We start from the raw sequence: 24,644 nt of genomic DNA, 5'->3' as shown, positions 1-24,644 counted from the left end.
CGAACTCATTCTGAAACGATCAATAAGGGCAGGCAAGCATGCGAAGCTCCTGAGGAACGGTGGATCTTGGTCGTGCACCCTTTCACCAGAAGCTTCATCTTTCCGTAGGTGCGCCCGGCACGCAAAAGGAGCCATCGGGCGGGAAAAGACTCCAACGCTTTTTCTCAAATATAGGTTCCCGACTGTCGAATCGGGGAATGAGATCTTTGTCGCTTGTCGACGCCAGTACGGCTGAAACGCTATAAGCAACTGGCCTACCCTCTGGGGGGATCGGCGTGCCCGACCGAGAAGAACCCTGCTGCCAAGAAACGTTATGCATTCTTCGGGCGCTAATCCGTGACGCCGAAGAAATTATCCGTTTGTTGCGGATATTAGCTCAAGAGAGCGGTCAAAAAGTCGATCCGTCCGAAGCTGAATCAGCTATACCTGCTGCCAGAATCGAATCGCTCACAACCCGCGAGAGCGAGGTTTTACGGCTTCTGGTGACCGGAATGTCGAACCGTCAGATAGGCCGCAAACTCGGAATCGCTGAGCGCACGGTGAAGAATAATCTGCATTCCATTTACCGGAAGCTAGAGGTTTCGGGACGCGCCGAGGCGATTGCCCGCCACTTCGGTGCCCTACCTCAGCGTCGCAGATAGAGCGCCGGGCGCGGAGACCGAAGAGCAGACCGAGCCTTCGCCGCCACGGCGCGAACCGGCAGTAAAATATCAGCAGCCTTGCGCGAAGCGTGGAACTCATTTGGGGCAGGACAACGCTCTTGGCCAATATTCAGCGGATGGCACCTGGCCTTCACGTCTCCAAGTTCACTGAGCCTCTTTCATCCTGGATAGTTGCAGGTCAGCAACGTGTGGGCGGCTTGGACGATGGTGCCGATGCGTCGGGTGGAGCATCGGGCTCGGCGGAGGATGTGCCAGGGCTTCAGCTGTGCGAAGGCGCGTTCGCCGGGTGCTCTCAGCCGTGCGTGGTCGCGGTTGAACTGCTGATAGTGAGCGGGCTGTTCGCGGTGGTGGTAGTACGGGGTGCGGAGGGTGGCGCCGGCGCCCTGGTAGGCACGGTCGGCGAGGACGAGGATCTGCCGGGTGAGGCAGGCCTGGACGACGGCTGCGGGGCGGGGCCGCGGTCAGGTCGTGGGGCCGGCCGGGTGTCGCGCGGGAGAACCACAGAGGTGTGCCGTGGGGACGGGCGATGACCTGCACGTTCATCCCATGCTTGCGGTGTTTCATCGAGTAGTACGGCTCGTCCGCGCCGATCGGGTCGATCGGGATCAGCGTGCCGTCAACGATGACGTGATCGCCCTCACCGAGACCGGTGAGTGCTTCGTGGAGGCCCGGCGCCCAGGAGGCCAGCACGTCCAAGGTCTCGTCGACGTAACGCCAGGCGGTGGCCTGGGATCTCCCGAAACCGGCCCCGAGCTGCGAGAACGTCTCGTTCTTCCGCAGGTGCACCAGCGTGAGCAACGCCTGCTTGAAGCAGCCGAGCTTGCGCCAGCGGGTGTTGCGGGCCCGGCGGTGCTCGTGCAGCAGCCATGCGACATGCTCGACCAGCTCATGAGGGACGTCGAGCGTGGCAGCATACGGAAACAACAGGGCCCCTTCGGTCGCCGGTGTGATGAGTGGAATCACCACGCCAACGACAAGGGGCCCTGTCTCGTCACCACCCCCGCTGACCAGCCTCTTTCACCCTCCAGCACAGGATGAAAGAGGTTCCGGAGAACCTCTTCCGTCAGGTTGGTGTGCACACTCCGCTAGTCGGCGGGACGGCCAGGCAGGTGGCGGCAGCTGTCCAGGCGGGGAAAACGGGCACCCCAACTGCGGCGGGAAGCGCGGCGGCGCGCACGGGGCTGATGGAGAGCTGAGTGCTTTTCAGCGCTTGGTAGATCGCCTGGGTGTCTGCGGCGAGGTTGGCGGGTTTGGAGGCCACCCGCAGAGACCGGAAGCTGGATGCGCACTGGCTGCTTGGCGCGTTGGCACTGTTCGTTAGGTACGGCAGGCAGGGCGACAGCAATCGTCCGGCCTCGACGCTGGTGTAGGCCTGCGCGGTGGGGGCGAAGGCCACCACCGCGACCACCGCCGCCGTAGTGGCCACCGCGGCGCGCCGGACGGTTCTCATCGTCTTCGTCGTCATCGACTCTCCTAATACCTATGGTCGCTTGGTGCGAGATTCCGCCCGGGCTCGGGGCGGCAACCGAGGTTGACGTGATTGAGTGGCGCGGTTATCCGTCTCACCCCACTCACCTGCTGTCGACGCCGTGTACCGTCCAACGCGAACCGGGAGCAACCCGTCACCGCGCGCGGAGTACTCCGCGGCGGCCCTCCCTGCCGAGACCTCAGCACTGCACGAAAAGTCCTGAGATGTACGTACTCCCAGATTTACTTTGGCCGCCTATGGCCTTAAGTAGAAGCATGGTGCCCTGGACGCGGCCCTGCAACCAGAACCATCTCGATAACTAGCGGAAGCTCGTAGGGTCCGCTGACTCGTTTTCGCAGACACGCCTTCAGTTCTCGCAGGTAGAGCCAACCTCCTGGATGTGAGAGCAGGCGAATGGATAAATTGACGCGACCGAAAGATTGACGCCACGCTGGACAAATCAGCCTTTTTCGTCCCCTGCGGGGGTGCTGCCTGATCGCGTGACGGCAGAGTTTGTTGATCCGAAACGCTTTAAGTGGGTGGTTCGTAATGCAATGTCCTTTTCTGGCTGAGGTGAGGGCGAAGCCGCCGGTGGAGGTCCTGTCGGCTATTGCTTCCTGGCGAAGTTGTCGGTGTCGGCCTCGGTGAGAATGCCGAGTTTGACCAGGCGTTTCAGCTTGGCGCGGGTGCCCTTCGACGTTCTTCGGCAGTAGTTCGTGGCCGAGGGCTTCGCAGATGTCCTTGGCCCGTAGCGGCCCGGTCGTCTGGTTGAAGGCGTCGAGGATGCGGGGGTAGTCCGGGTGCTCGGGCAGATCTAGTGGGCCGGCCGGGAGCCGGTCGGCGAGGCCGGTGACAGTCGTGCGGGTGATCGCGAGGTGCTCCAGGTGCGTCTCGGCCTCCCGCAACCGGGTCTGCAGGTCGTCGATCTGTGCGCGGAGGTCGTCGGCCAGGGCCCGGGCGGCGTCTTCCTGGAGTTCCAGGGCGTCGAGCAGGGGCTGGAGATTCACGCTGCCACCATTTGCGTATCGCGCCAGGCGGGGACGTTCGCGCCGGTGAGGCGTCGGGTCATGACGTGGGTCATTGCCCAGTAGACGCGGGAGGCGGAGGAGGAGGGGTGGTGCTCGTAGTCACGGACCAGGCGCCGGTGCAGTATCAGGATTCCATAGGTCTGCTCGACCCTCCATCGCTTCGGCTGCGGCACGAACCCCTTGACCTGCGGGTTGCGTTGGACGATCTCAACGTCGATGCCCAGGCCGGCGCCGTGCAGGACGACCTGGTTCTTGAAGCCCTGGTCGACCAGGGCTTTGCGGACACTTCCGCCGGCTTGCTCGGCAACCTGGTCCAGCAGGACGATGCCCGCGGCGTTGTCGTGGGTGTTCGCGGCGAGGACGACGACTGCGATGACCAGGCCGAGGACGTCCACGGCCAGGCCGCGTTTGCGGCCGGGCACCCGCTTGGCGGAATCGTGGCCGGTCGTGGAGGCGGGGACCCCGGCGGCCACATGAACACTCTGGGTGTCCAGGACCACCAGAGTCGGGTCCTCTAATCGGCGGGCGCGTTCACGGACCTGGCAGCGCAGGAGCTCATGGATGACCTGGTCGGTGCCGTCGTCCCGCCATGCGGCGAAGTAATAGTAGGTCGCGCTCTTCTGCGGCAGGTCGTGCGGGAGGTAGGCCCACTGACAGCCGGTCCGCCCCTGGTAGAGGATCGCGTTCACGATCTCCCGCATGTCGTAGGCGCCCTGGTGGCCGCTGACCGAGCGGTGCCGGTCCTTCCACGCGGTGATCACCGGCTCGATCAACGCCCACTGCTCGTCCGATAAGTCACTCGGGTACGGCTTGCGTTCACTCACCCGATCACATCACCAGATCTGTACCCGCGGACCGGCAGATTCCGCCCCGCCCACACCATCAGGCGACAGCAGAGCCACTCAAAGACTCACGAACCACCCTCTAAGAAAGCGCCTCCGTGCAGGCCGCTACCCAGTCCGGCGACATCCCCACCGACATCACCGTCCGGACCCAGTCCGGCGACGTCCACCTCGGCCGCACCCACATCGCCCGCGCCACCACGCAGTCCGGAGACATCACTGCGACCACGAGGCGATCAGGTCCAGGTGCTCAGATTGCTTCCAGCGCTGTGCGCTCGGCTTGGCGCAGCCAGTCGAGGTACCACTGCGCGAAGGTCACCGGCTTTCCGTCGTGGCCAAGGAGCGGTGCGAGGTCGACGTCGTCCACCCGGCAGTCTGACCAGATGGTGCCGCGGTGGCTGCCGCTGATGATCAGCCACTCCCGTTGGGCGCACCCCAGGTGGCAGATCACGATCGCGCCGACGGTGCGATCGGGGGCGAACATGACGGCGTCCCATCGTTCGTCCCATGCCTCGATGGCGTCGTCGAACTCCTCGATCTCGTCGAAGTCCTCTTCCTCGGGGCGTTCGGCGAGGAGCGCGTCGACGATCTCGGGGTTCGGGCCCTGCTCGGGAAACGGCTCGGCGAGCTGGGACAGGTCTGCCATGTCCGCGCCGTCGCCCTCCCACCGCCAGCGGCCCTGTACTCGCCTCACCGGGAACATGCCATGGGCGGGACCGGCACCACCCGCGCCGACAAGAAGGAGGAATGCCTGGAACTCCTGCGGCAGCGTCACCTTCATCTGCGCCTCGAGCTCCGCGAGCTCGGCATGACTGAGCGGCTGCTCCAGAACCCATCGGTGCCCCCGGGCCCCGAACACGTCGTTGCTCGCGGGGCATGCCTTCAGAGCCTCGACCCGTTGACGGACACCCGCCCACTGCTGATCAGTCATGAGTAAAAGATAGGTGTCCCCACCGACATTGACGTCGACAGGGCCTCCTGGAAGCCGGGCGGGGCCAGTTCAAACCGTTCCTGCCCGGGGCCAGCTGAGGCCGTCATGGTGGGGCCAAAGAGGACCGTCCTAGACAGACGTCTCAACCCGTCCGTCGAGAGCAGCCCTGAACGCTCAGACGGGCAGGTTCGGCGCAGCACCCCTTCGGGAATCTGCGAACCCGCCCTCTTTGCGCCCCGGTGGCCAGGAGCCCGTCGCCCGCACCGAGTGCCACGGCGGCAAGCGCTTCGCGTGGCTGTACCGGATCGACCTGGCGAAGCCGAAGCTCCCGATGACGCTGGCGAAGGAAGCCGCGCTCGACAGGGCGATGGCCCAGCGCCAGACATGTCCCGGTCCGTGTGGCCGACGCTATTTCCGCTGTCTTACCCCTGCGCACCGTGGGCTCCTGCGACCCCTGCGCCCAGGGATACGAACCCTCCCCCGGCACCTACTTCCTCACCACCGCGCCGACCACGCACCACTTGGCCGCCTGACCTGCCGGCCCCCCTGACCCGAGAGGACATCGCCCATGCATACCCCCGTCCACCTCACCGCGCGCCCCGGCCCCCGCCGGGGCACCCCCGCTGGGAGGCCCCCGTGGACCGGCTAAACACCCTCTGGGGCCGGATCAGCAGGCCGGTGCGCCGACCCCTCGCAGTGGCTGCTGGGGCGCGCTCACCGCCCCTGGTACGGGCTACTCCCCTTCGCTCTCATGGGCCTGGCCGCCTACGCCGGCGAGTACCGCCCCCACTGGGGGTGGTCGGCGGCGTTCCTCTACGGGGCCGTCAGCACCGGCATGGACGCCGCGGGGGGCCTTGCGCACCGGTGGTGGGAGGACGGCCGTCTCTGGCAGGACAACATCTGCCCCTGCTGCGACCACCCTCACGGCGACGGTGGCGGATGGGGCGACTTCCCCGGCTTCCCCGACGGTCCGGAGGACCACGGGCGCACCGCTCCGCGACCCGTCGGCGCCCCGGTCCAGGGGTAGTCCGCAGCTGCCCGCCCCCAGGGTTGCGCATTGCGCACCCCCCGTGCCATTCTGAGGACACGAAGGGGTGCACAAAGCGCACCCTAAGGTTCTGGAGGTTCACCATGGGCAGGTTCCGACGCGACAACAGCACCGTCAGCGGCGGCCACTACGGCGGCGAGAACACCGGCATCACGGGCGGCACCTTCCACGGCACCATCCACGTCGGCGGCAAGAGCGCCGAGCAGCGCGAGGCGGACCGCCGCCTCGGCGAGTCCCAGGCCGACCGGGTGATCGCCGCCCTCAAGGACGCCAAGAAGAAGAAGTAGCGTCTCTTCGATCACACAGTCGACGAGACGGAGAGCACCATGGGCGTGACCGTGACCAAGACGGGCGGCGGCCGCGCGGAGATCACCTGGGATCCGCAGACCGACGACCCGCAAGGGCACATCGCCAAACTCGTCGAGACCGACCGCCTGGCCCACGTCCTGGAAGCCATCGCCGGTACCCGCTTCCAGGAACGGGGGACCACCGAGGCCCAGGCCCTGGCCGCCGCCTACAGCACCTCGGAGGCCGCCCGCCTCCTGGACCGCCGCTCCGCTACCCAGACCGTCGAGCTCCACGACCAGTACAAGGTCGGCTGGAAGCGAATCGCGGAAGCCGTACGCGGTGACGCCACCGCCCAGTCGAGCATCCGCCGGAAGTACGAGCAGGGCCTGCGCTACCTCGGGCGGCCCGACTCCTGACCCCCGGGCAGGCAGCCGCCACCGCCAAGACCCCGCCGCCCGCCCCACTGCCGGACCACCGGCGGCACCCGCCGCCCCCGAACGAAGGGATCCCCCCATGTCCGACGACGTCGCAGAGCAGCTCCGCAAGGCCGCCGAGGAGCAGGAGCGGGCCAGCCGGGCCCTCGCGGAAGAGCTCGCGCGCGCCGCCCGCCGGGACGGCGGAGCCTGACCCCCGCCCCCCTCTGGGCGGTTGACCGCCCACCGCAACACCGTGCCCCGTCGGCCCTCTGCCGACGGGGCACCGCATTCCCCGGCACCACCACTGCGCCGGTCGCCTGCCTGGCCCTCACCTCCGGTCCTCACCCCGGGGGTGAGGACCGGACAGGCCCCCTGACCACTGCGGCCCGCGCCCCCCTTCTCACGCCGACCGCCTGCCGTACGTACGACCCCCCGCCGCCCGGAACGCGCGCCGCGCCGCAGTGGCACCGGTCGACGAAGCGCCGCCACCGGTCGTGCACCTGAAGCCGCACCGGTGACGGCCCTCCAAGGAGATCCTCGTGTTCGCATCGCTGTTCGTGCTGCTGTACGCCGCGCACCTCGCCGCCGACTACCCGCTCCAAACCGACCACCAGGCCAAGCACAAGTCCGACCGGTGCGCCGCCGGATGGCGAGCCAATCTGGCCCACGCCGCAACCCACGCCGCCACCACCGCGCTCGCCCTGGTCGCCGCCACCACCATCCTCGACCTCCCCATCGGAGTCCTGCCCGCACTGCTCGCCCTCGTCGGGATCGCAGGCACCCACGCGGTCATCGACCGCCGGTGGCCCGTCGCCCACTGGATGCGCATCGCCCGCCAGACGGCCTGGGCACAGAACGGCGGAGCCGCACACGTCGACCAGACCGCGCACGTCCTGGTCCTCGTCGTCACCGCCCTCGCCCTGACCACCACCTCCTGATCACCGAGCGGCCACCGGAGCCCGACTGAGTTGAGCGCACTCTGCGCCGCCCCGCACCCGCAACCACCGGGCCCGGGACGGACGCAGTGGCCCCTCAACTCCGACGAGGACGCCCCCCTCACCTACGAGCAGAGAAGGAACCTGCTGCTATGGCGAACACGACCACCACGCCCCCGTCCCGAGCGCCGGTCTGATCACCCAGCACGCCACGGCCCTCGCCTCCCTCACCTCAGAACCGCTCGCCGAGACGGGGGCCGACCTCATCGACCAGCTCCGGGAGGCCGAAGAACGTCTCAACCGGGCCCAGATCACCGGTGGCGACCAGCTCGGCGATGCCGCCGGCCTCCTCGACCAGGCCCTCGACGTCGACCTCGACGGCGGCCCCCGATCGCAGACGCAGGCGTTCCTCGACCGCGCCGCCCGGCTGCTGCGCGCCTTGGACGACATGACCACCGAGTACCGCCACGCGACCTGAGCTCCCTACGGCCTGGCGGCCGCAGCTCCCTGACTCGGCCATCGGGCCTCCCTACCGGAAGGCGCCCCGCCCGATGAACGACACCGGCACCTACGACAACCCTGTCCCCACCGCCCCGGACATCTTGCTGTGTGGGTGCTTCTGGTTCACCGACCCCGATGGAACGCTCTGCCTCGTACCGAGCTCGACGGCCCGGCGGTAGGTTCCCCGTCCGGTGCCGTGGAGGGTGCCGCAGGGGACGATGACCGGCACGATGCGGCGTTGGCGGACCTGGTTGCGGTAGATGTCGTGGTCGTACCCGCGGTCGAAAACGGGTCGCGTGAGTACGCCAGCATCATGTGGAAGGAGTGGATCTTCGGGATGCCCATGTGGGCGAGGATCTTGCCCTCGTCGCAGCAGGACGCCGGTGGCAGCGGCAGCGCCCGCCTCGTCTTCGATCGCCGGAGGCGGGCTCGTCCTGGTCCCGGGCCGCCCGGCCTCCCGGTCAGTGCATGGGATGGGTGCGAGCGGAAAGGTGCCAGGTATGACACGTATGCCGAAACCAGAGCCCGGCGAGGACTGCGACCCCGGCGCGGGAGGGACGGGCAGCGTGGGCCCTGATGAGCAGGTTGAGGAGCGGGCGCCGGATCGGCTTTCCCAGCTGCCGACGCGCTCGTGGATGGCGGTGCTGCGCGGCACGCTGAAGGAGTTCAAGGACGACGAGCTGGCCGACCGGGCCGCGGCCTTGACCTATTACGGGGTGTTGGCGCTCTTCCCGGCGCTTCTGGTGCTGGTGTCACTGCTGGGTATCGCGGGTGAATCCGCGACGAAGCAGGTGCTGGACAATCTGCAGAAGCTGACCCCGGGCTCTGCACGTGACGTGATCAGCAACGCGGTGGAGCAGCTCCAGGGCAATAGTGGTGTCGGCTCCATTCTGGCCCTCGTCGGTCTGGCGGCGGCGATCTGGTCCGCCTCGGGGTACGTCGCCGCGTTCATCCGTGCTTCGAACGCCGTCTATGACATGCCCGAGGGCCGTCCGGTCTGGAAGGTGCTGCCCCTACGGCTGGCGCTGACGATCACGTTGATGATCCTCGCGGTGGTCAGTGCCCTCATCGTGGTGTTCACCGGCGGGCTGGCCCGGCAGGCTGGAGCCGCCCTCGGCATCGGTGACACGGCACTCACGGTGTGGTCGATTGCGAAGTGGCCGGTCCTCGTCCTGCTGGTGACGATCATGATCGCGATCCTGTACTGGGCTGCGCCCAATGCCAAGGGCCGCGGGTTCAAGTGGGTCACCCCGGGAAGTTTCCTGGCGCTGGTGATCTGGATGATCGCCTCGGCCGGTTTCGCCTTCTATGTTGCGAACTTCGGCTCGTACAACAAGACGTACGGCGCCCTCGCCGGCGTCATCATCTTCCTGGTCTGGCTGTGGATCACGAACCTGGCGATCCTCCTCGGCCTGGAGTTCGACGCCGAGATGGTCCGACAGCGCGCCATCGCCGGCGGTCACCCCGAAGACGAGGAGCCCTACGTCGAGCCCCGGGACACGCGGAAGTGGAGTGATGAAGACCGCCGTCGCCTCCAGTGAGGACCGTGTGGCGCGGCCGCGAGCGGGCATGCGGCGAGGCATAGAACTCCTGGCATCCCTGCGCAGCGGTGATTATCGGCTAACACGACGGATGGCCGCATGGGACTCCGCCCGGGCCCGCCAGTTGCTACCGCCGGTCGAGAAAGCGGCCGAGCACACCAAGCTCTGGTGGGAGGCTGCCGTGATCATGGCGACGGGTGGGGGCTGGTGGGGCCGTAAGGCCGCGGCAGCCGGGATCCCCTCCATGGCGGTGGCAAAACTGTTGTCCAACGGGGTCTCGAAGCAGGCCGAGCTGCATGCCTCGTTTCAGGACCCGGCCCTGCGGGAAACCGACGTCCACCTCGAGCAGTACGGGAACAAGCTCGCCTCCCTCAATCCGCACCGCGACGGCGAACGCCGGCACAGGTAGAAAGCCGGCATTCGCCGTCGAGTCGCGTCGGCAGTACCTCACCGCAGTCAAGAGACGAGCCGACCAGCAGGACCCGGACATCCGGAGTGGGTATCGCTCCCCGGGTGGGGCACACGGAACTCATGCCCGGACAACATGCGCGTCCCACGACCACCGTGTTCGGCCCGTCCCCCACGACCCAGGCCCCGTCGACCGCCCCAGCCGCTGCCAAGCACTCCCGCCGAGGCCGCCCCACCGGCCGCCTGCGTCGCCGACTCCTCGCATACCGGGCCATCGGCTTCCTCTCCACGCACATCCCCGACCACTCCGGGCCAGGCGAGGAATGTCTGCTCCTCGTCCACATCCGCCAAGTCGTCGGCCGGGTCCACTACCGGATCTGCACCGACTGCGCCCAAGGCGTCATCACCACCATCACCATCGACGAACGCTTCCACAGCACCGGCCTGGGCACCCGGGCTCTTTCGCACCTGCGCTCCCGCCACCCGGGTCTCGCCTGGCGCAGCACGCTGAGCCTGCGCACCACCCGTGATCTCCTGCGCCGGATGTGCATCCCCACGATCACAGCTGACACGCCCTGCCCCCACGCGCCGACGCTGTCTGGCCCCACGCCCGCCAGCGGGTGACAGCGCCGCTGGCTTCCGCCCCTAGGCACTGTCCGGCGGATCATGGGCGGAGCCATAGGCGGACTGCTGCTGCGGTGACGGTGCCGTGGAAGACGTAGGCCCTTTTGTCGTAACGGGTGGCGACCGCGCGGGAGTTCTTGAGCCGGTTGATGGTCCGCTCGACCTCGTTGCGGCGCCGGTAGCGCTCGCGGTCGAAGCCGGCAGGTCTGCCGCCCGCGCTGCCTCTGCGCCGGCGGTTGGCCCGCTGGTCCTTCGGCTCGGGGATCGTGTGTGTGATGCGCCGTCTTCGCAGGTAGCGGCGATTTCGGCGTGAGCTGTAAGCCTTGTCGCCGCTGACATGGTCGGGCCTGGTCCGGGGCCGTCCGCCCAGCGGCCGGGGAACCCGGATCCGGTCCAGGACCTCGATCATCTGCGGGGCGTCACCCCACTGGCCTGGGGTGATCAGTAGAGCCATGGGGCGGCAGCCGCCTTCACCGGCGAGGTGGATCTTGGAGGTCAGACCGCCCCGGGACCGTCCGAGTCCCTCATCGGGGCGGTGGTGCCGGGGCCTCGTCCTTTTTTCGGGATCCGCGGTCCGACCCTGCGGGCGCCGGCCGCGTGCTGATGGGCCCGGCAGGACGTCGAGTCGACGCCCACCATCGACCAGTCGATCCGCCCGGCAAGGTCGGCGTCGGCCTGGACCGCCTGCAGGAGCCGGTCCCAGGTACCATCCGCCGACCAGCGGCGATGCCGTTCATACACGGTCTTCCACGAGCCATAGCGTTCCGGCAGGTCACGCCACGGAACACCGGTGCGGACCCGGAACAGAATCCCGTTGAGCACGGTCCGGTGATCGTTCCACCGGCCGCCCCGGCCACCCGGCGAAGGCAGATGCGGCTCCAGCAGCGACCACTCACGATTCGTCAGATCCTCCCGACCCATGCCCCAACCAACGAGCGACCAGTCAGAAAGTCACATGATCCGCCGGACATGCCCTAGACGTCACATCCCCAAGGAGTGAGAAGGTGAAGGGCTTCCGCAGCTTCATCCTGCGCGGCAACGTGGTCGACTTGGCCGTCGGCATCGTCATCGGGGCCGCGTTCACCGCCGTAGTGAACGGCTTCGTCGGTGCCTTCCTAACACCTCTCGTAGGACTGGCCACCGGTGCCAGCGGGGACATGAGCCGCAGAACCTTCACCGTGGGCGCCACCGAATTCCCCTACGGCACCTTCATCAACGCGACGATCAGTTTCGTCCTCCTGGCCAGCGCCCTGTACTTCTTGGTCGTGCTGCCCATCAACAAGCTGCACGAGCGTCTCGCCCCGCACCAGGATGTCCAGGCCCCGAAGCGGGACTGCCCCGAATGCCTCAGCCCCGTCCCTGCCCAGGCCCGACGCTGCGCGTCCTGCACCGTCCCCCTGCCCGTCGTCCCCGCCCAGGCAGGGGAAGCGACGCAGCGCGCTGGATAACCAGCCTCCACGGATCGGCCCTTGAGGCTCGGACGGCTCTATCACTCAGCTACGCGACCAGGCGTTCAGGAAGTGCATCGGAGAGACGGCCACGAAACGCACACCATTTACGTACGGGCTCGCGCACGCGCGCATCAAACGCTCCTCGACAGGAGAGGATGCCTGCTGTTGCCCGGCGTCCGGGAGCGGCATCTGCTGCGGGTTGCCTTCTGTCTCTTCCTCCGGCCGGCGATTTTGCACGCCAGGGCGGAACAAGCGCACCGGATAGACAAAACACCCTCCAGAGAGGAGGGGTCATGGCCTCACCTGTACTGGATCAAAACCTGTCCCCGTCGCCGAAGCCGCAACGCCGGCCCGGGCAACCGAAGCCATCGACGTCCCCGTCACCCCGCTCCCCGCCTCCCACCCCGTGCAGGAACTCCTGGACTGGGCCACCGCCCACCCGGCCGCCGCCGTCCGCAGCCACGCCGCCCGCATCACCGCCGACCTGGGCGAGCTGACCGAGCGCCGCAACACCGAAGCCGCGCAGGCGAAGCCGAAGAGAAAGTCGCCCGGGCCAAGGCCGAACTGGAACGGGCGCAGGAGGAACTGCGGATCGTGAAGGCCCGCACCCGCACCACGGCCGCCGGGCCCACCGCTGCTCGTACGGGATCGGGCAGCAGCCGCAGCAGGGAAGAACTCGCCGCGATCAGGCCGTGGGCGCGCGCCCACGGCCACCAGGTCGCCGACCAGGGCATGGTGCCCAAGCGAATCCAGGAGGCGTACGACGCCGCCCACCAGGCCACTGCCCGGAAGGCCGGCTGACCCCATGAACACCGGCGCCATAGTCCTGGACGGCTTCCTGGAAAACGCCACCATCCCCGGCGACCTCCACGGGTCGACGGCCCGGTTCCGCCTCACCCTCTCCCCCACCGACGAACGCACCGACGAGACGGTTCTGCCCTGCACCGTCACCGACCCGGCACTCGCCCACGCCGTCCTCCACGACCTGGCCCCCGGCGACAAGCTCCGCGTCACCGGCCACCTCCACATCCCCCGCACACCCGACGAGCCGATGCGGCTGGCCGTTACCACGCTCGCCGTACTGGACACCGCTCCCCCTCCTCACCGACCCGGCCCTCGACGCCACGGTGGTGCTGGAGCGCTACGGCCCCTACCTCGGCTGGTTCGACGCCGGCACCCCCACCGTGGACGTCTTCACCGAGACCGGAACGTGGGTCGGCTCCCTGACCGAACCGGATGAGATCAGCGCGCTTCTCGACGCGTTCGAGCAGTGCCAGGCCGCCAGCGGCGAGTGGCCCCCCGCGACAGCACCACCCACAGAGCGCCGCGTCCCTCGAGGAGCGGCGCTCTGTCCTCTGCCCATACCCACCTCTTCATCCGAGCAGGAGACCTCTGGTGCACCCGATCCGCCTGATCTCGTTCGGCTACCTCCACCTGCCCACCGGCCCGGACGGCTCCCCGGTCCCGCCCGCCGCCGACCGGATCGAAGACGTCCGCGACCGGCTCCGCGACCCCGCCGCAGCCCGCGACATCCTCGACCTCGACGGCCACCACCCCCGCGTCCAGGACGTCGTCCTGAACACCCCCGGTGCCCGCGAACTGCTCGACAACCTCGCCGACTACGCCGACCTCCCCGCCAGCCCCCGCAGCATTGCCATCGGATGTGCGGGAGGCAGGCACCGTGCATGCGGCCTCATCGAAATCCTTGCCCGCGAACTCCGGAAGCGGGGCCGGGAGGTCGAAGTCAAGCACCTCCATGCCCACCTGCCGCGCGTACTCAAGACGCCCACCGGTGCCCCTGCCGCGCCCTCGAAGGAAGGGGCCGCCCGATGAGGCGTCATCTGTTCCGCTGTTGTGGCAACGCGCCCGGCGGCATCACGTCCGAGGACCCGGCCGTTATCAACCGATTCCGCTCGATGTTCACCGCCCTGCGCAACCCCTGCGCCCTGGACGCCTGACGTCGGCTCCCTGGACATCGCTGTGTGCGGGGGCCGTTCGTAGGACGGCCCCGGCCTGATCACCATCGTCCTGGCCCGCCCCACCACACCGCCCACCGCCGCCCATCGGAAGGCCCGCCCCTCGACCACATCGGACACGGTCGGCCCACGGTGATCCTCGGCATCTGACAACCCGGCTACGCGATGCTCACCCACGCCGTCGAGAACTTTCTCCTGCGCGATGTTGTCGGCACGTTCCCGGGTGCACTATGCCCTCTCCACCGAGGCCCGCCAACGCGACGACGATCTCGAGGGCTTCACCCCCCTGTGCGTCGGGCCGCTCACCCCCCCCAGCACATCCAGCAGGACCACGACCGGCTCACTGCCGTGCTGGGCGGAGAGGGTGTTGATTCTGGAACCCGTTTGGAACAAAAGCTACTTCTAGGAAAAATGCGACCTCTGTGAAGGGGGTTCTGGCGGGGGAACCCGATGGTGCCGGTGTGATCGGATGCGTCGTCACCTGCGGGGCCGCCAGGGGGCCTCACAGGCGTTTTTGTGGCTTTGGGTGCTCCGCCTCCGGGTGTGCGGCTGCGGTATTACGCCGTAATACCGCAGCCGTAATGACGTCTTGATGAATAAACTAACGTGGCGGTACGCGAGTCGATCTTCAACGTTAGTAAGGTACGTGCATGACTTCGTCTGACGCAGGCGACCGCGAGAAGGTCGTCTCCAAGCTGCCCCCCGCCCTCCAGCAAGCCCTGAAGGTCCGCGCCGCCCAGCACGGCACCGACATCCAGCACGCTGTCGAAGCAGGCATCACCGCGTGGCGCCGACTCGGAGCGAACCTCCCCGCTGCCGACACGGCAGGCGCGAAACCGTTCGCCACCTTCCTCCCCCCTGGCCAGTGGGACGAGTTCCGCGAAGCTTGTGCCTCCCGCGGAGTCTCAATCATTCAAGGACTCACACAGTCCGTACTGTTCTGGCTCGACACCAACCCCGCCCCCGGGGTCGTCCGCCCGGAGCACCCCAAGCGGATCATCATCTGCAACCAGAAGGGCGGCGTAGGCAAGACCGCGCTCGCCGCCGGCGTCGGTGAAGCCTTCGCGGAGGACAGTGACCAGCTGTACCCCGTGCGCATCTCCAAGCACTTCGCCGCCGCCCTCCTCAACCCCGACGACGAGCCTGCCTCTCCCCTCGACTACGAGGACCTCCCTGGGCTCGGACTCCGCGTTCTCCTCGTCGACTTCGATCCGCAGTGCCACCTCACCAACCAGCTCGGCCACGTCCCACTGCCCCTCGAGGGCGACTCCCTCACCAAGCACATGGCTGGCGAGGCCAAGGGCGACCTCAAGGACCTCATCGTCCCCATCGAGGAACCATGCTTCGGTGACCGGCTACATCTCCTGCCCGCCTGCACCGACGCCTTCCTCCTCGACGTGAAACTCTCCAGCGTCCGCGCTCGCGAAGCAGCCCTCGAACGCGTCCTTGGAGCAGTTGAAGGCGACTACGACGTCATCATCATCGACTGCCCCCCGAGCCTCGGCCTCAGCATGGACGCCGCCGCCTACTACGGGCGCCGCCGCGACGGCGAGGCCCCCGGCAACTCGGGCATCCTCATCATCGTCCAGGCCGAAGACAGCTCCGCCGACGCGTACAAACTCCTCACCGACCAGATCGAGGACCTCCGCGGCGACATGACCGTCACACTCGACTACCTCGGTATCGTCGTTAACCACTACGACGCCCGCCGCGGCTACATCGCCACCTCCTCCCTCCAGTCCTGGATCGACATAAAGGACCCGCGGGTCGTCGGCGTCATCGGAGACCTCAAGGAGCAGAAGGAGACCGTCCGCCTGAAGCGGCCCCTCCTCGCCTACGCGCCCCGCTGCGACCAGGCCGTCGGCATGCGCGCACTCACCAGGGAGATCTCATGAGCAAGGCAGACACCCTGCGGGCAAGCGCGTCCTTCCACCAAGCCAGGGGAGGCATCAGCGCCCGCCGCGCCGCAATCGAAGCCGCCGCCGCCGCCCCCACCGAGGGTGCTCCCCCGCCGCTCAAGCTCCCCGTCGACGTCATCAGCCTCAACCCCGACAACCCTCGGGAAGAACTGGGTGACCTGACCGACCTCGGAGCCAGCCTCCGAGACCACGGGCAGAAGACCGCCATCAGCATCATGAGCCGGTTCGCCTATCTGGAAGGCAATCCCGACCGGAAGAACGACCTGGAAGAGGGAACCAAGTACGTCGTCATCGACGGCAACACCCGCCTCGCCGCCGCCCGCGAAGCCGGCCTCACTGAGATCAAGGTGATGCTGGACGACGACCTCGGAAGCAACCCCGATGAGATCCTCGAATCCGCGTTCGTCGCGAACGTCCACCGCCAGGACCTCGATCCGCTCGACGAAGCGAAGGTCCTTCAGCGGCTCCTGGAGATTCACAAAACCCAGGAAGCTCTCGCCGCCCGCCTCCACCGGTCTCAAGGATGGATCTCGCAGCGTCTGGCGCTCCTTGGCCTGACGCCGGAGCTGAAGCAGAAGCTGCAGTCCGGTGAAGAGTCCGCAGCGCTGCTGCGACGGGTCGGAAAGAAGAAACCTGAGGAGCAGGAAGCGCACCTCCGCCAGCTCAAGGAAAGGGCGAGGAAGGCTCCACGGAAGAGTGCACCTGCGGAGCCTCCGTCTATCCCGGCCCCCACTCCCCCGGCCCAGGATTATTACGCTGTAATGATGCCCGCCTCGAGCCACGATGACGCTCCGGGCGCTGAACCCACAGCAGCCGAATCCACAGACACGAGGCAAGAGACCGGTCGAAAGGAAGACACGTCCTCCCTCGCGCCGTCCCGACAGCAGGGCGAAGCCCTCATGGATGCGGCCTTCGACCAGCTCGACGACGCGCAGCGAAGCGCTTTCATCCTTCGCTACTTCCAGCGCAGCACTGGAGTCGAGGCCGTCACGGTGGACATGAGGGGAGACCTCCCTGCCGACCAGAGATCCTCACTTGCAGAGATCCTTCAGAAGGTGGCGGAAGGTCTGCGCGCCGACGTGTAGTTGCCGCGAGGCTGGAAAACTCCAGCGAATCGCAGAGGGGCGGCCCCACGGGAGTGGGGCCGCCCCTCTGCGCCGAGTAGGGGATTCCGGAAAAGTCGACGCTGATCCGGCGATGCCGGGGTGGTAGCGGGTTACCGCCTGACCGAGAGCGGTCCCCAGACGGCGAAAGTTACCCTCACGACCGTCGAGGGGGAGTCGATGGACGATGCCGTCAGCAGGCCGGAGACGTCTGGCCCGAAGACCGAAGGCTGGGAGGTCAACGTAGGTGGACCAGCCGGCAGGCAGGAAGGGCGACGCGGGAGCTGATGCCGTCGACGACAGCTGGTAGGTGCTCGTACAGGTCGGTGAGGGTCCGGGGGAGTGGATGCGTAGGGTCGCGCGCGGCTGCGGCTTGGGCATGTGGTTCATCCGGTGCGTCCGAGGCGACGGTGTTCGAAGCGGATGAGGTCGGCCGAGCGAATTTCTGCAGGCTGGAGATCGCTCCAGGGACGTAGCCGGGCCCAGACGGCGCCACCGCGGATCATTCGTGTATGTCAGTGGTGCCGATTTCGCGCAACAGACGGTGGTGGTCCTCATCCCGCGCCAGCAGAGCGATGGCGCGTACATCGTCGTCCGTGACCCCGGACTCACCGTCCGGTAGGCCCTGTTCGAGGACGGTACCCGGGAGCTCACTGGGGCGGCACCTGCTGGCAGCCCACGGGCGCGACCAGCAGCCCCTACCACTTCAGCCGCCCCGCCGCCCTCGCCATCGCCCGCCAGCACGGGGCCGCCGACGCCGGGTGATCACCGACGGCCTTGAACGCTCAGCTCTCGTCGTGCGCCAGCAAGGTCGGCGCCGAGGGCGTAGCCGGGGCTGTGGTCGAGGAGTTCCTTGCGGCGGTTGTAGCACTGGGTGGTGCGGGAGTCCTTGTGGTCGGCCCAGCGCTGGATCGGATACACCCGCACAAAGTTCAAGCACTGGAACTCGGGCGAGGACGCGACCGACGGGTGCAACACCTGCGCCGAAGTCCTTCTGGCCGAGGCGATCGTCGCCCCGACGGTGGAAGCCGGCTGCAAGCGCAGCGGGGGCGCCTGGCGGTCCTACTACGACGACCAGGAGGTCACCAGCGCCGGCTCCCTTGGACATCGACCACATGATCCCGCTCGCCGAAGCCTGGGATTCCGGTGCCTCGACCTGGACGGCGGTCCGGCGGGAAATGTACGCGAACGACCAGGGCGCGCACACCTCCCTCGTCGCGGTGACCGCGCGCAGCAACCGGTAGAAGTCGGAGCAGGATACGGCGGACTGGATGCCGCCATCCCCGGACGCGCAGTGCCGGTACGTGGGGGAGTGGGTGGCCACCAAGCTCCGCTGGCAGCTCACAGCGGACGACCGTGAGATCGAAGCGCTGAAGGTTTACGCAGTGGGGCCGTGCGAGGACACCATCGTCTGTTACACGCTGGCCGTCTGACCTGACCGTCTCCCCCGCCGGGAAGGTCGGCAGGGGCGTCGGGCCCTGCCCTGCTTCCAGAGAGGGCTGGGCCGGGAGCGAGGGGCCGGGCCGCCCGGGTGCGGGAGACAGAACCCCGCAGGACCATGTGGACCTGCTGTTCAGCCATCCGCGGCTGGTACCCCAGGAAGTGGAGACTCTCAAGAACTGGACGTCGCACCGCTCATCACCCACGGGGCTGTTGGGTGAGGCATGACGTTATGGTCGGTTACTCAGGCGGCCGGTTACTCATGGGTGGGAATCCGAATGCTATGCCGGCAGGGTTTGAAGTTCACGAGGACCACTGCGCGCCCGCCGAAGGCTTGGGTCTCGGAATTTGACGTGACACTTTCCGGATGTCTTTCGCAGACCGGGCAGGGCATGAGCGAGGGGTAGTCGGGTTGCTGAAGAACTCCGAGGAGTATTTCCTCTTGCCTGTGCAGCAAGGCCAGCCTGAAGCCGGTCGGCCAAGCGGCTGTCATGAGTATGCGGTCCACTTCTTTCCTCCGGGTGCTGCCGTGGTGCCGGGGGAGTGCGAGCGGGGGCTACTGGGGGTCGGCCGGCTGGTCGTCCTGCCATACCCAGCGGCCGTTGATGTCGGGTGCGTAGATGCTTCTTCCGCCCGGGAAGGTGCAGCCGTCGTTGGGAAGCGCAACCCAGGGGTCTTCCTCGGTGAGGGCTATGGAGGCTGTCAGGCCGTCCAGGGGCCCGCCGTGCAGTTCGACTGCGATGGAGATCTTGTTGTCGCTCATGTCGACCTTCTGCCCCGACAGGTACAGACCAATTGTTAGCGGTCTCTCACGGACCGGCCCTCGCCCCGGAGCGGGTGACACCCTTTGACCTCGCGCTGACGAACGCTCTGGCCAGGAGCTTGCTCCGGCCGGGCGTTTCCGGGGGAGGGGCTGTTGGAGGCTGCGAGGTCGGAGCTGTCTGTGGCTCCGATGGGGAGGGTCTGGCCAAGTCGTGCCTGCGCGGCGCGGCGGACGCCCTGCTGTGTTTGCCGGGCACCCCGGTCACGGTGGGCCTGAAGCCCGCGGCCGCAGCCCTGCTGGAGGCGGTGAACGCCCTGGCCGGCCCGCCCTCCCGTTGACTGCTCTGCCCGTCGGGGAGTCTGCCGTCGGCGCCGGGCCGGACGACTTGGTGCCAGCCGGGCGTGCGGCAACCATGGACCGTGCCCCGGCCCGGGCGGCTGATACGGCGCCGGCGCCGTCCGCCGACGAGAGCCTTGAGGCACCCGCCGACGGGGTGGGCGCGGACCCGACCGCTGACGCGGTGCAGCGGGTACGGGAAGTGGCGGAGGTCTTGCGTGGGCATCTGAAGCGGCCGGGTGGCTTTCACTGGCCGCGGGTGGCGGGGATTGCCGTATTGGCTGACGTGGATGGCGTTGGGCGGTGCGCAGGAGCGGGCCCTGGATGTGTAGGGCGAGGTGTACGGGAAGACGTCGGGCATCCTGCACGGCACCGGAGCCGACCGGGCCCGCGCTCCTGCCTTGGACGGGGGAGTCCTGGCGGCGGCTCGGGAGCGGGGCGGCCCCACGCGCTACCGGGTTCTTCTTCCGCTCCGTCCCCGGCGTGGCTGGGCGTGCTGGACGAGCACGCCGGGTACCTGCTGCTCGCCGACGAGGAGAACGCCGTGTGGCTGGCCGCCTCGTTCCTCGAGCACCTGAACACCACCGCCCCAGACACTGCCCACCCCTGGCTGGCCGCTCGCGCCGGACAGGTCGCTGCCGGGGCCCGGGCGCGTTGGACGCGTTGCTGCGCCTGGCCCGGGCCGGAGCCCTCACCCCGGCCAGGGGCCGCTCGTTGCTCCCGCACATCACCGCGTCGGCCCGGCCCGAAGCACCGTCCGGCCGGGGCGGGTTCGCGCGCTGGCTCGCGGGACATCCCGGTTTCACCGGGACGCGCTGCGGGTGGGGAGGAGTTCTCGCAGGAGTTCCACGACGAGGTCAGGCTGCCCCAGGAACGGCGAGTGGCCTGCCTGCCATTCGCGCCCGTCGGTGCAGCGCGCGGCCATGGTCCGTTGGAGGCTGGGGTCGATTGCCCGGTCCAGCGCGCAGATGACGTAGGTAGAGGGAGTCGTTTTCCAGCTGTGGCGCTGGGGAACTCCTCGTCCGCAGCCTGGAGCTTGAGTACGCAGCAGGTCGACCGCCCGCGCGGCGAGGGGTTCAAGGCAGTCGCCGTAGAGGGTGCCGATGGCCAGGCCGGGGTGCAAGCTGGTTGAGCCGTCCGGCTCGGTGACGATGGCGTCCTTGAGTCGTTGGGACGCGCCACCCAGTCTGGCCGCGCTCTCGCCGACATCCAGCACGAACGCTGCCAGGTAGACCAGGTGTGCCGCCCTGCGGATCCTGGTGATCACCGACCCTCCGTAGGAGTGGCCGAGGACGACCGGCGGCTCGAGCAACGCGTCGATGACGGCCTGGACGGCGACGGTGTCAGCAGCCAAAGAACCGCGGTGGAGCTCGGGCACAGCAACCTCGATTCCGCTTGCCCGCAATCCTTCCGCCACCACCGCAAAGTGCTCGGGACGGTGATACAGGCCGTGAACAAGCACCACAACAGCCAACTCGTCCGTCTCCTCAGATCGACACCAGACCGGTGAGCCTAGCCCCGCACCACGGCCCCACCACCACCTTGATCCACTTTCGATACACGGCTCGGTCCTCGTGGCACGGCCAGCGGTGCGGGCTGTGCGGGTTGTGCGCAGAACAGGCCGACGATCGCGTAGAGGCGGAGCGCGCTGCGCGCCGCCAGGCGGAGAAGGCCGAACGCGCGGGGGCCGAAGCGCTGGTGGCGAGGCCTTGCGGCCGGTTCGGCATCGGCCGCCGCCGGTAGCCGAGGGGTCCGGAGTCCCGGCCCCGGCTGCGTGCTGGTCGCGTCCTGGTGCCCAGGGTGGGCTGCGACCGAGGATGAAGACCGCAACAGCGCGGAGTGCTGTCAGCGGGCTGCGCTACGGTCGTCTTCCCCTCCGTGCCAGGGGTCTGCCCTGCCCGGCCTATACGACAGGCCGGGCAGGGCAGGTGGCGCGATCCCCTCTTTCTTCGGCACGGGGGCGCACCGTTCTTCCGGATGGAAGGACCGACACCGAGGTGTCCTCCCCCATGGGACGACGTACGGGATCGGTTTGCAAGGAAAACCGGGAACTTCACCCACAGGACGTGCCCGGTGTGCTGGACGTCCCCCGGAATGGTCTGTTCCGCGCTCGTGACTGATCGTCTGCGATTTCTAATGTTCCGTAATTCCATGATCACGTAGCGTTGCTGATGGGAGCGGGTCCATGCTGAGGGCCCATCAGCAGCGGCACGGCACCCGCTCGTTGATGGAGATCCCTTCATGGCGCGGTGGCACTTCCGGATGCCGCGCCGGCCGACTCCCGATACCGAGGATGGGTGATGAGTAGGAAACAGATAGCGGCGGCAATGATGCTGGCGCTCGTGGTGGTGCTGACGTGGAGCCTGGTGATGGCGGCGATGGGCCACGCGGCCCTGATCGCCGGGCTCGCCCCGGTTCTCGGACTGACCGTCACCCAGGTCCTGGGCGGTTACCGCGCCCGGACCACGCCGGCCTCCGGACGCCGGGTTGCGGCGGTGCCTGACGATGAGGACGGCACCCTGTGACGATGCTCCCCGCACCGGGGCCCGCCTCCGGGCCGGTTCCGGTCCGTCCCGGCCGCAAGCTCGGACCCATCGCCCCCACCGTCGGCTCCACCCACGCCGCGTGGCTGGAGCCGACCCGCGATCGCTACCTCGCCAGCGGCTACACCCTGGCCGACCTCAGCCTCCACGTCGTCCTTGCCAAGTCGAAGCTCTCCGAGCTCCTGCGCGGAGTGGGGCACTATCCGCGCTGGGAGGTCATACACCGCGTCGCTACCGTCCTGGACGTCCCCCGCTGGCCGCTGTACCGGCTGTGGCAGCAGGCCGCTCTGGACGTGGGCAAGAACAGCGACTGGATCGACCGCTCCGGCGAAGGCGGACCCACTGTCACCACTGCCGGTTCCGGCCGTCCGCCCCTTGCCCACGACGCCCTGCGCGCCACCGTCGAAGGCGGCTACGTCCGCTATGCCAGCGTCTTCCTCACCGGCGACGCCCGCGACCAAGCGGTGGAAGACACCTTCGCGATCCTCTGGCTCAGCTTCGACGAGGCCCTCGCCAGCCCCGACATCCGTCGCTATGCCTGGAACCTCCTGCGCGCTACGGTCAAGGCCCGCGCCGCTCACCGCGACGACCGACCGCTGCTCGTGCAGGGCGCCTTCGACACCCTCGCTCTCCTCGAGGAGACCGACTCCGAAGCGCGGACGGACCAGCTGGCGGAGAGCATCGAGCTGTTCCTCGCGATCAGCAGGCTGCCCGACAACCACATGGACGTCATGGTGCTGCGGCACCTGTGCGGCTTCTGCATCCGGGAGACCTCAGATCTCCTCGGAGTGCCGATCGCCGCCGTACGGTCCGACGAACGCCATGCCCGACGCTTCATCACCGAGACCACCGAGCTGCACCTGACCGAAGGACCCACCCCATGACCACACTGGACGCCGTCCTCTCCCGGGCGCTGCTCGCCTTCGACCGCACCGTTCCACGTGACACCGTCCCCACTCGTGACACGACCTGGCGAGGTGCCGTCACTCCGAGGCAGACGACCGAGTCGGCGGCCGACGACCTGCGCGCGCTGTGCGAGACCGTGGTGCGGCACACCCCGGCCACCGCCGTCGGCGAGTTCGTCACCGACCAGATCCCCGCACCCCGCGCCGCCCTGGTCCTGGCCTGCGTGCTCCAGCTCAGCGACACCGACGACGGCGCTCGCTTCTGGTGGCAGTACGCCGCCGGCGCCGGACAACCTGCCGCCGCCTACTGCCTCTACCTCCACCACCTCGCCCTCGGCGAGACCCACGTCGCCAGCTGGTGGCACACCCAGACCAACGAAGCTGGCACCTGCAAACCCGCCTCCCGAGCCCCTGCGGCGCGCACCGAGATTCGCTGCGCCGACGATCCCGGCCTCCCCGCCCTCCTGCAGGCTGGTGACGGCGTCTCGACCACCACCCTGCTGCGCGTCCTGAGGCAGCTTGCCCGACACGTCACCCGTCAACGCTCCTCCGTCGTAATGGAGTTGATGGCCTACATGCCCCTCGCCGTGGCCAGCGGCTACCTTCGCGAACCGGACAGTGAGATCCCGCTGCCGGGACCGAACTTCGCCCGCCAGGTCCGCGACCGGCTGAACACAGCCGACCGCTCTCTTCGCCCCAGCGGCCTTCCGCCCCGCTCACAGTCCCGTCACCGGCCACGGCCGGGCGACGACCGCCACCAATGCCAGCGCGACCGCCACGCCGACGAGGCCGCAACCCGCTGAACCGATCCGCTGCGGCGCCCTCCAGGCCCAGTAGCACCGCATCGTTCCCGCCTCGGGCCCGGCCACACCGGCCGGGCCCGACGCCGTCTCCGCACCCCCGTTGTCGGTGCCGGCTGGTCGGATGAACGGTGACGAGCAGCTGCTGGACGGTCGCGTCTACGGCGCGGACCACGACGACCCGAACGCCGGCCCGCTCCCGCACCGGACCTACGCCGAACTGGTCGGCGGCCCGCTGGACGGCCTGCTGCTCGACATCCACGGCTGGCGCACCGAGGAAGTCGACGACGGCGTCGCCCTGACCCCCGAGCTGGCCCGGTGGCCCGGCGGCCGGGCGCTGTACGACCCGCAGCCCGGCGAGCCCCGCACTTCCGGCCCCGGCGTCAGCTGCCGCTTCTACTACTCCGGCGACACGCCCTGACCCCGGGCCGCCCCCCCGCCCGGCCTGCCCTCGGTCAGCTGGGCGGCGGTGTTCTCGATCTACAGCAAAGTCCACTCGACTCCGGCCCGCCACCCGGGTTCCGCGCTGTTGCACCGGCCTTCGGCGTCGGCGCGGACGTTGGCGGCAAGGGCGCACAGATCCTTCTGCAGTCCCTGCCACCTGGCCGTGTCCATGGCCCGGAACATCTCGTCGGTGATGTCACCCGGTCGCAGTGCGGCTCCGGCACTTCGAGAGCTTCCGCGACCCGACGGGCCATCGACGCCCTTGATCCACC

General features: G+C 68.3%; 30 protein-coding genes and 2 pseudogenes. 22 read left to right on the top strand and 10 right to left on the bottom strand.

Annotated elements, in window-relative coordinates:
- The first annotated feature begins 275 nt into the window (after nt 1-275).
- Nucleotides 276-641, top strand: coding sequence for a helix-turn-helix domain-containing protein (locus AMK24_RS30040; RefSeq protein WP_199876537.1), 366 nt, complete (start codon nt 276-278; stop codon nt 639-641).
- A 179-nt stretch (nt 642-820) separates the two neighbouring features.
- Here the strand turns inward: AMK24_RS30040 and AMK24_RS30035 are convergent.
- The 5 genes and pseudogenes from AMK24_RS30035 to AMK24_RS30015 form a co-directional block, all read right to left on the bottom strand.
- Nucleotides 821-1,628, bottom strand: a pseudogene (locus AMK24_RS30035) (transposase family protein).
- Between the two features lie 97 nt (nt 1,629-1,725).
- On the bottom strand, nt 1,726-2,127 hold the full coding sequence (locus AMK24_RS32835; RefSeq protein WP_079190700.1) for a hypothetical protein: 402 nt from the start codon (nt 2,125-2,127) through the stop codon (nt 1,726-1,728).
- Nucleotides 2,128-2,393: 266 nt separating this feature from the next.
- On the bottom strand, nt 2,394-3,137 hold the full coding sequence (locus AMK24_RS34995) for a hypothetical protein (protein WP_242435314.1): 744 nt from the start codon (nt 3,135-3,137) through the stop codon (nt 2,394-2,396).
- Nucleotides 3,134-3,982 carry an IS5 family transposase gene (locus tag AMK24_RS30020; protein ID WP_073772048.1) on the bottom strand — a complete coding sequence of 283 codons (849 nt, stop codon included), beginning with the start codon at nt 3,980-3,982 and terminating at the stop codon, nt 3,134-3,136. Before AMK24_RS30020 ends, AMK24_RS34995 begins: the two co-directional genes overlap by 4 nt.
- 268 nt (nt 3,983-4,250) lie before the next feature.
- Nucleotides 4,251-4,931 carry an SMI1/KNR4 family protein gene (locus AMK24_RS30015; RefSeq protein ID WP_073772047.1) on the bottom strand — a complete coding sequence of 227 codons (681 nt, stop codon included), beginning with the start codon at nt 4,929-4,931 and terminating at the stop codon, nt 4,251-4,253.
- A 229-nt stretch (nt 4,932-5,160) separates the two neighbouring features.
- Between AMK24_RS30015 and AMK24_RS35360 the strand changes: the two genes are divergently transcribed.
- The 5 genes from AMK24_RS35360 (at nt 5,161) to AMK24_RS29995 (ending at nt 7,621) form a co-directional block, all read left to right on the top strand.
- The gene (locus tag AMK24_RS35360) at nt 5,161-5,481 is read left to right on the top strand and encodes an RRQRL motif-containing zinc-binding protein (protein ID WP_338012713.1); all 321 of its coding nucleotides are present in this window, start codon (nt 5,161-5,163) and stop codon (nt 5,479-5,481) included.
- A 201-nt stretch (nt 5,482-5,682) separates the two neighbouring features.
- Nucleotides 5,683-5,958, top strand: a complete 276-nt coding sequence (locus tag AMK24_RS30010; RefSeq protein ID WP_073772046.1) for a hypothetical protein — start codon at nt 5,683-5,685, stop codon at nt 5,956-5,958.
- Between the two features lie 104 nt (nt 5,959-6,062).
- Nucleotides 6,063-6,266: a hypothetical protein gene (locus tag AMK24_RS30005; protein WP_073772045.1), complete on the top strand. Its 204-nt coding sequence runs from the start codon at nt 6,063-6,065 to the stop codon at nt 6,264-6,266.
- 39 nt (nt 6,267-6,305) lie between these two features.
- The gene (locus AMK24_RS30000; protein ID WP_073772044.1) at nt 6,306-6,683 is read left to right on the top strand and encodes a hypothetical protein; all 378 of its coding nucleotides are present in this window, start codon (nt 6,306-6,308) and stop codon (nt 6,681-6,683) included.
- A gap of 539 nt (nt 6,684-7,222) precedes the next feature.
- Nucleotides 7,223-7,621, top strand: coding sequence for a DUF3307 domain-containing protein (locus tag AMK24_RS29995; RefSeq protein WP_073772043.1), 399 nt, complete (start codon nt 7,223-7,225; stop codon nt 7,619-7,621).
- 229 nt (nt 7,622-7,850) lie between these two features.
- On the opposite strand, the gene AMK24_RS29990 is transcribed toward AMK24_RS29995, so the two are convergent.
- Entirely contained in the window at nt 7,851-8,087 is a 237-nt protein-coding gene (locus AMK24_RS29990) for a hypothetical protein (RefSeq protein WP_073772042.1), read from the bottom strand.
- 532 nt (nt 8,088-8,619) lie between these two features.
- On the opposite strand from AMK24_RS29990, the gene AMK24_RS29980 reads away from it, so the two are divergent.
- The 3 genes from AMK24_RS29980 (at nt 8,620) to AMK24_RS34380 (ending at nt 10,692) form a co-directional block, all read left to right on the top strand.
- Nucleotides 8,620-9,660, top strand: coding sequence for a YihY/virulence factor BrkB family protein (locus AMK24_RS29980; RefSeq protein ID WP_073772041.1), 1,041 nt, complete (start codon nt 8,620-8,622; stop codon nt 9,658-9,660).
- 91 nt (nt 9,661-9,751) lie between these two features.
- Entirely contained in the window at nt 9,752-10,069 is a 318-nt protein-coding gene (locus tag AMK24_RS34385; protein WP_199876536.1) for a hypothetical protein, read from the top strand.
- A 122-nt stretch (nt 10,070-10,191) separates the two neighbouring features.
- Nucleotides 10,192-10,692 (top strand): hypothetical protein, encoded by a 501-nt coding sequence (locus tag AMK24_RS34380; protein ID WP_199876535.1) that lies wholly within the window; start codon nt 10,192-10,194, stop codon nt 10,690-10,692.
- Between the two features lie 40 nt (nt 10,693-10,732).
- Here AMK24_RS34380 and AMK24_RS32815 read toward each other — a convergent pair.
- A protein-coding gene (locus AMK24_RS32815; RefSeq protein WP_107427495.1) for an IS5 family transposase occupies nt 10,733-11,613 on the bottom strand; the annotation gives its coding sequence in 2 pieces (ribosomal slippage) (nt 10,733-11,253 and nt 11,253-11,613; 882 coding nt in all).
- 83 nt (nt 11,614-11,696) lie between these two features.
- Between AMK24_RS32815 and mscL the strand changes: the two genes are divergently transcribed.
- The 8 genes from mscL (at nt 11,697) to AMK24_RS29935 (ending at nt 17,123) form a co-directional block, all read left to right on the top strand.
- Entirely contained in the window at nt 11,697-12,140 is a 444-nt protein-coding gene (gene mscL, locus AMK24_RS29955; RefSeq protein WP_073772037.1) for a large conductance mechanosensitive channel protein MscL, read from the top strand.
- Nucleotides 12,141-12,549: 409 nt separating this feature from the next.
- The gene (locus AMK24_RS34985) at nt 12,550-12,741 is read left to right on the top strand and encodes a hypothetical protein (protein WP_242435313.1); all 192 of its coding nucleotides are present in this window, start codon (nt 12,550-12,552) and stop codon (nt 12,739-12,741) included.
- On the top strand, nt 12,738-12,944 hold the full coding sequence (locus AMK24_RS34980; protein WP_242435312.1) for an Lsr2 family DNA-binding protein: 207 nt from the start codon (nt 12,738-12,740) through the stop codon (nt 12,942-12,944). Before AMK24_RS34985 ends, AMK24_RS34980 begins: the two co-directional genes overlap by 4 nt.
- A 4-nt stretch (nt 12,945-12,948) precedes the next feature.
- Nucleotides 12,949-13,383, top strand: coding sequence for a hypothetical protein (locus tag AMK24_RS34455; protein WP_242435311.1), 435 nt, complete (start codon nt 12,949-12,951; stop codon nt 13,381-13,383).
- Between the two features lie 155 nt (nt 13,384-13,538).
- Nucleotides 13,539-13,976 (top strand): RapZ C-terminal domain-containing protein, encoded by a 438-nt coding sequence (locus AMK24_RS29945; RefSeq protein WP_073772035.1) that lies wholly within the window; start codon nt 13,539-13,541, stop codon nt 13,974-13,976.
- The gene (locus AMK24_RS35260; RefSeq protein ID WP_274535087.1) at nt 13,973-14,101 is read left to right on the top strand and encodes a hypothetical protein; all 129 of its coding nucleotides are present in this window, start codon (nt 13,973-13,975) and stop codon (nt 14,099-14,101) included. Before AMK24_RS29945 ends, AMK24_RS35260 begins: the two co-directional genes overlap by 4 nt.
- A gap of 668 nt (nt 14,102-14,769) precedes the next feature.
- Nucleotides 14,770-16,014, top strand: coding sequence for a ParA family protein (locus tag AMK24_RS29940; RefSeq protein ID WP_073772034.1), 1,245 nt, complete (start codon nt 14,770-14,772; stop codon nt 16,012-16,014).
- The gene (locus tag AMK24_RS29935; RefSeq protein ID WP_073772033.1) at nt 16,011-17,123 is read left to right on the top strand and encodes a ParB/RepB/Spo0J family partition protein; all 1,113 of its coding nucleotides are present in this window, start codon (nt 16,011-16,013) and stop codon (nt 17,121-17,123) included. The genes AMK24_RS29940 and AMK24_RS29935 overlap by 4 nt, the downstream gene beginning before the upstream one ends.
- 783 nt (nt 17,124-17,906) lie before the next feature.
- Here the strand turns inward: AMK24_RS29935 and AMK24_RS34045 are convergent.
- Nucleotides 17,907-18,062: a hypothetical protein gene (locus tag AMK24_RS34045; protein ID WP_158072183.1), complete on the bottom strand. Its 156-nt coding sequence runs from the start codon at nt 18,060-18,062 to the stop codon at nt 17,907-17,909.
- On the opposite strand from AMK24_RS34045, the pseudogene AMK24_RS34375 reads away from it, so the two are divergent.
- A pseudogene (locus tag AMK24_RS34375) lies at nt 18,016-18,574 on the top strand (GmrSD restriction endonuclease domain-containing protein). The gene AMK24_RS34045 and the pseudogene AMK24_RS34375 overlap by 47 nt on opposite strands.
- Before the next feature lie 563 nt (nt 18,575-19,137).
- Here the strand turns inward: AMK24_RS34375 and AMK24_RS29920 are convergent.
- On the bottom strand, nt 19,138-19,344 hold the full coding sequence (locus AMK24_RS29920; RefSeq protein WP_073772031.1) for a hypothetical protein: 207 nt from the start codon (nt 19,342-19,344) through the stop codon (nt 19,138-19,140).
- 1,138 nt (nt 19,345-20,482) lie between these two features.
- Nucleotides 20,483-21,154, bottom strand: coding sequence for an alpha/beta hydrolase (locus AMK24_RS29915; RefSeq protein ID WP_073772030.1), 672 nt, complete (start codon nt 21,152-21,154; stop codon nt 20,483-20,485).
- Between the two features lie 826 nt (nt 21,155-21,980).
- On the opposite strand from AMK24_RS29915, the gene AMK24_RS29910 reads away from it, so the two are divergent.
- From AMK24_RS29910 to AMK24_RS29895, 4 genes are all read left to right on the top strand, one after another.
- Nucleotides 21,981-22,205: a hypothetical protein gene (locus AMK24_RS29910; protein ID WP_073772029.1), complete on the top strand. Its 225-nt coding sequence runs from the start codon at nt 21,981-21,983 to the stop codon at nt 22,203-22,205.
- Between the two features lie 2 nt (nt 22,206-22,207).
- Nucleotides 22,208-23,107 (top strand): sigma-70 family RNA polymerase sigma factor, encoded by a 900-nt coding sequence (locus tag AMK24_RS29905; RefSeq protein ID WP_073772060.1) that lies wholly within the window; start codon nt 22,208-22,210, stop codon nt 23,105-23,107.
- Nucleotides 23,104-23,931, top strand: a complete 828-nt coding sequence (locus AMK24_RS29900) for a hypothetical protein (protein WP_073772028.1) — start codon at nt 23,104-23,106, stop codon at nt 23,929-23,931. The genes AMK24_RS29905 and AMK24_RS29900 overlap by 4 nt, the downstream gene beginning before the upstream one ends.
- A 121-nt stretch (nt 23,932-24,052) precedes the next feature.
- Nucleotides 24,053-24,349, top strand: a complete 297-nt coding sequence (locus AMK24_RS29895) for a hypothetical protein (RefSeq protein WP_073772027.1) — start codon at nt 24,053-24,055, stop codon at nt 24,347-24,349.
- The last annotated feature ends 295 nt before the right edge of the window (nt 24,350-24,644 follow it).

Origin of the sequence: Streptomyces sp. CB02366 (assembly GCF_001905905.1) — a bacterium.
Lineage (GTDB): Bacteria > Actinomycetota > Actinomycetes > Streptomycetales > Streptomycetaceae > Streptomyces.
This window is presented reverse-complemented; position numbering and strand designations above follow the sequence as displayed.

Excerpts from the sequence above, each read along its gene's own strand:
- AMK24_RS32835 (WP_079190700.1), bottom strand. The coding sequence starts at position 2,127 with ATGACGACGAAGACGATGAGAACCGTCCGGCGCGCCGCGGTGGCCACT.
- AMK24_RS30015 (WP_073772047.1), bottom strand. The coding sequence starts at position 4,931 with ATGACTGATCAGCAGTGGGCGGGTGTCCGTCAACGGGTCGAGGCTCTG.
- AMK24_RS30010 (WP_073772046.1), top strand. The coding sequence starts at position 5,683 with ATGGGCCTGGCCGCCTACGCCGGCGAGTACCGCCCCCACTGGGGGTGG.
- AMK24_RS30005 (WP_073772045.1), top strand. The coding sequence starts at position 6,063 with ATGGGCAGGTTCCGACGCGACAACAGCACCGTCAGCGGCGGCCACTAC.
- AMK24_RS30000 (WP_073772044.1), top strand. The coding sequence starts at position 6,306 with ATGGGCGTGACCGTGACCAAGACGGGCGGCGGCCGCGCGGAGATCACC.
- AMK24_RS29980 (WP_073772041.1), top strand. The coding sequence starts at position 8,620 with ATGACACGTATGCCGAAACCAGAGCCCGGCGAGGACTGCGACCCCGGC.
- AMK24_RS34385 (WP_199876536.1), top strand. The coding sequence starts at position 9,752 with ATGGCCGCATGGGACTCCGCCCGGGCCCGCCAGTTGCTACCGCCGGTC.
- AMK24_RS34380 (WP_199876535.1), top strand. The coding sequence starts at position 10,192 with ATGCCCGGACAACATGCGCGTCCCACGACCACCGTGTTCGGCCCGTCC.
- AMK24_RS34455 (WP_242435311.1), top strand. The coding sequence starts at position 12,949 with ATGAACACCGGCGCCATAGTCCTGGACGGCTTCCTGGAAAACGCCACC.
- AMK24_RS35260 (WP_274535087.1), top strand. The coding sequence starts at position 13,973 with ATGAGGCGTCATCTGTTCCGCTGTTGTGGCAACGCGCCCGGCGGCATC.
- AMK24_RS29940 (WP_073772034.1), top strand. The coding sequence starts at position 14,770 with ATGACTTCGTCTGACGCAGGCGACCGCGAGAAGGTCGTCTCCAAGCTG.
- AMK24_RS29935 (WP_073772033.1), top strand. The coding sequence starts at position 16,011 with ATGAGCAAGGCAGACACCCTGCGGGCAAGCGCGTCCTTCCACCAAGCC.
- AMK24_RS29920 (WP_073772031.1), bottom strand. The coding sequence starts at position 19,344 with ATGAGCGACAACAAGATCTCCATCGCAGTCGAACTGCACGGCGGGCCC.
- AMK24_RS29910 (WP_073772029.1), top strand. The coding sequence starts at position 21,981 with ATGAGTAGGAAACAGATAGCGGCGGCAATGATGCTGGCGCTCGTGGTG.
- AMK24_RS29905 (WP_073772060.1), top strand. The coding sequence starts at position 22,208 with ATGCTCCCCGCACCGGGGCCCGCCTCCGGGCCGGTTCCGGTCCGTCCC.
- AMK24_RS29900 (WP_073772028.1), top strand. The coding sequence starts at position 23,104 with ATGACCACACTGGACGCCGTCCTCTCCCGGGCGCTGCTCGCCTTCGAC.
- AMK24_RS29895 (WP_073772027.1), top strand. The coding sequence starts at position 24,053 with ATGAACGGTGACGAGCAGCTGCTGGACGGTCGCGTCTACGGCGCGGAC.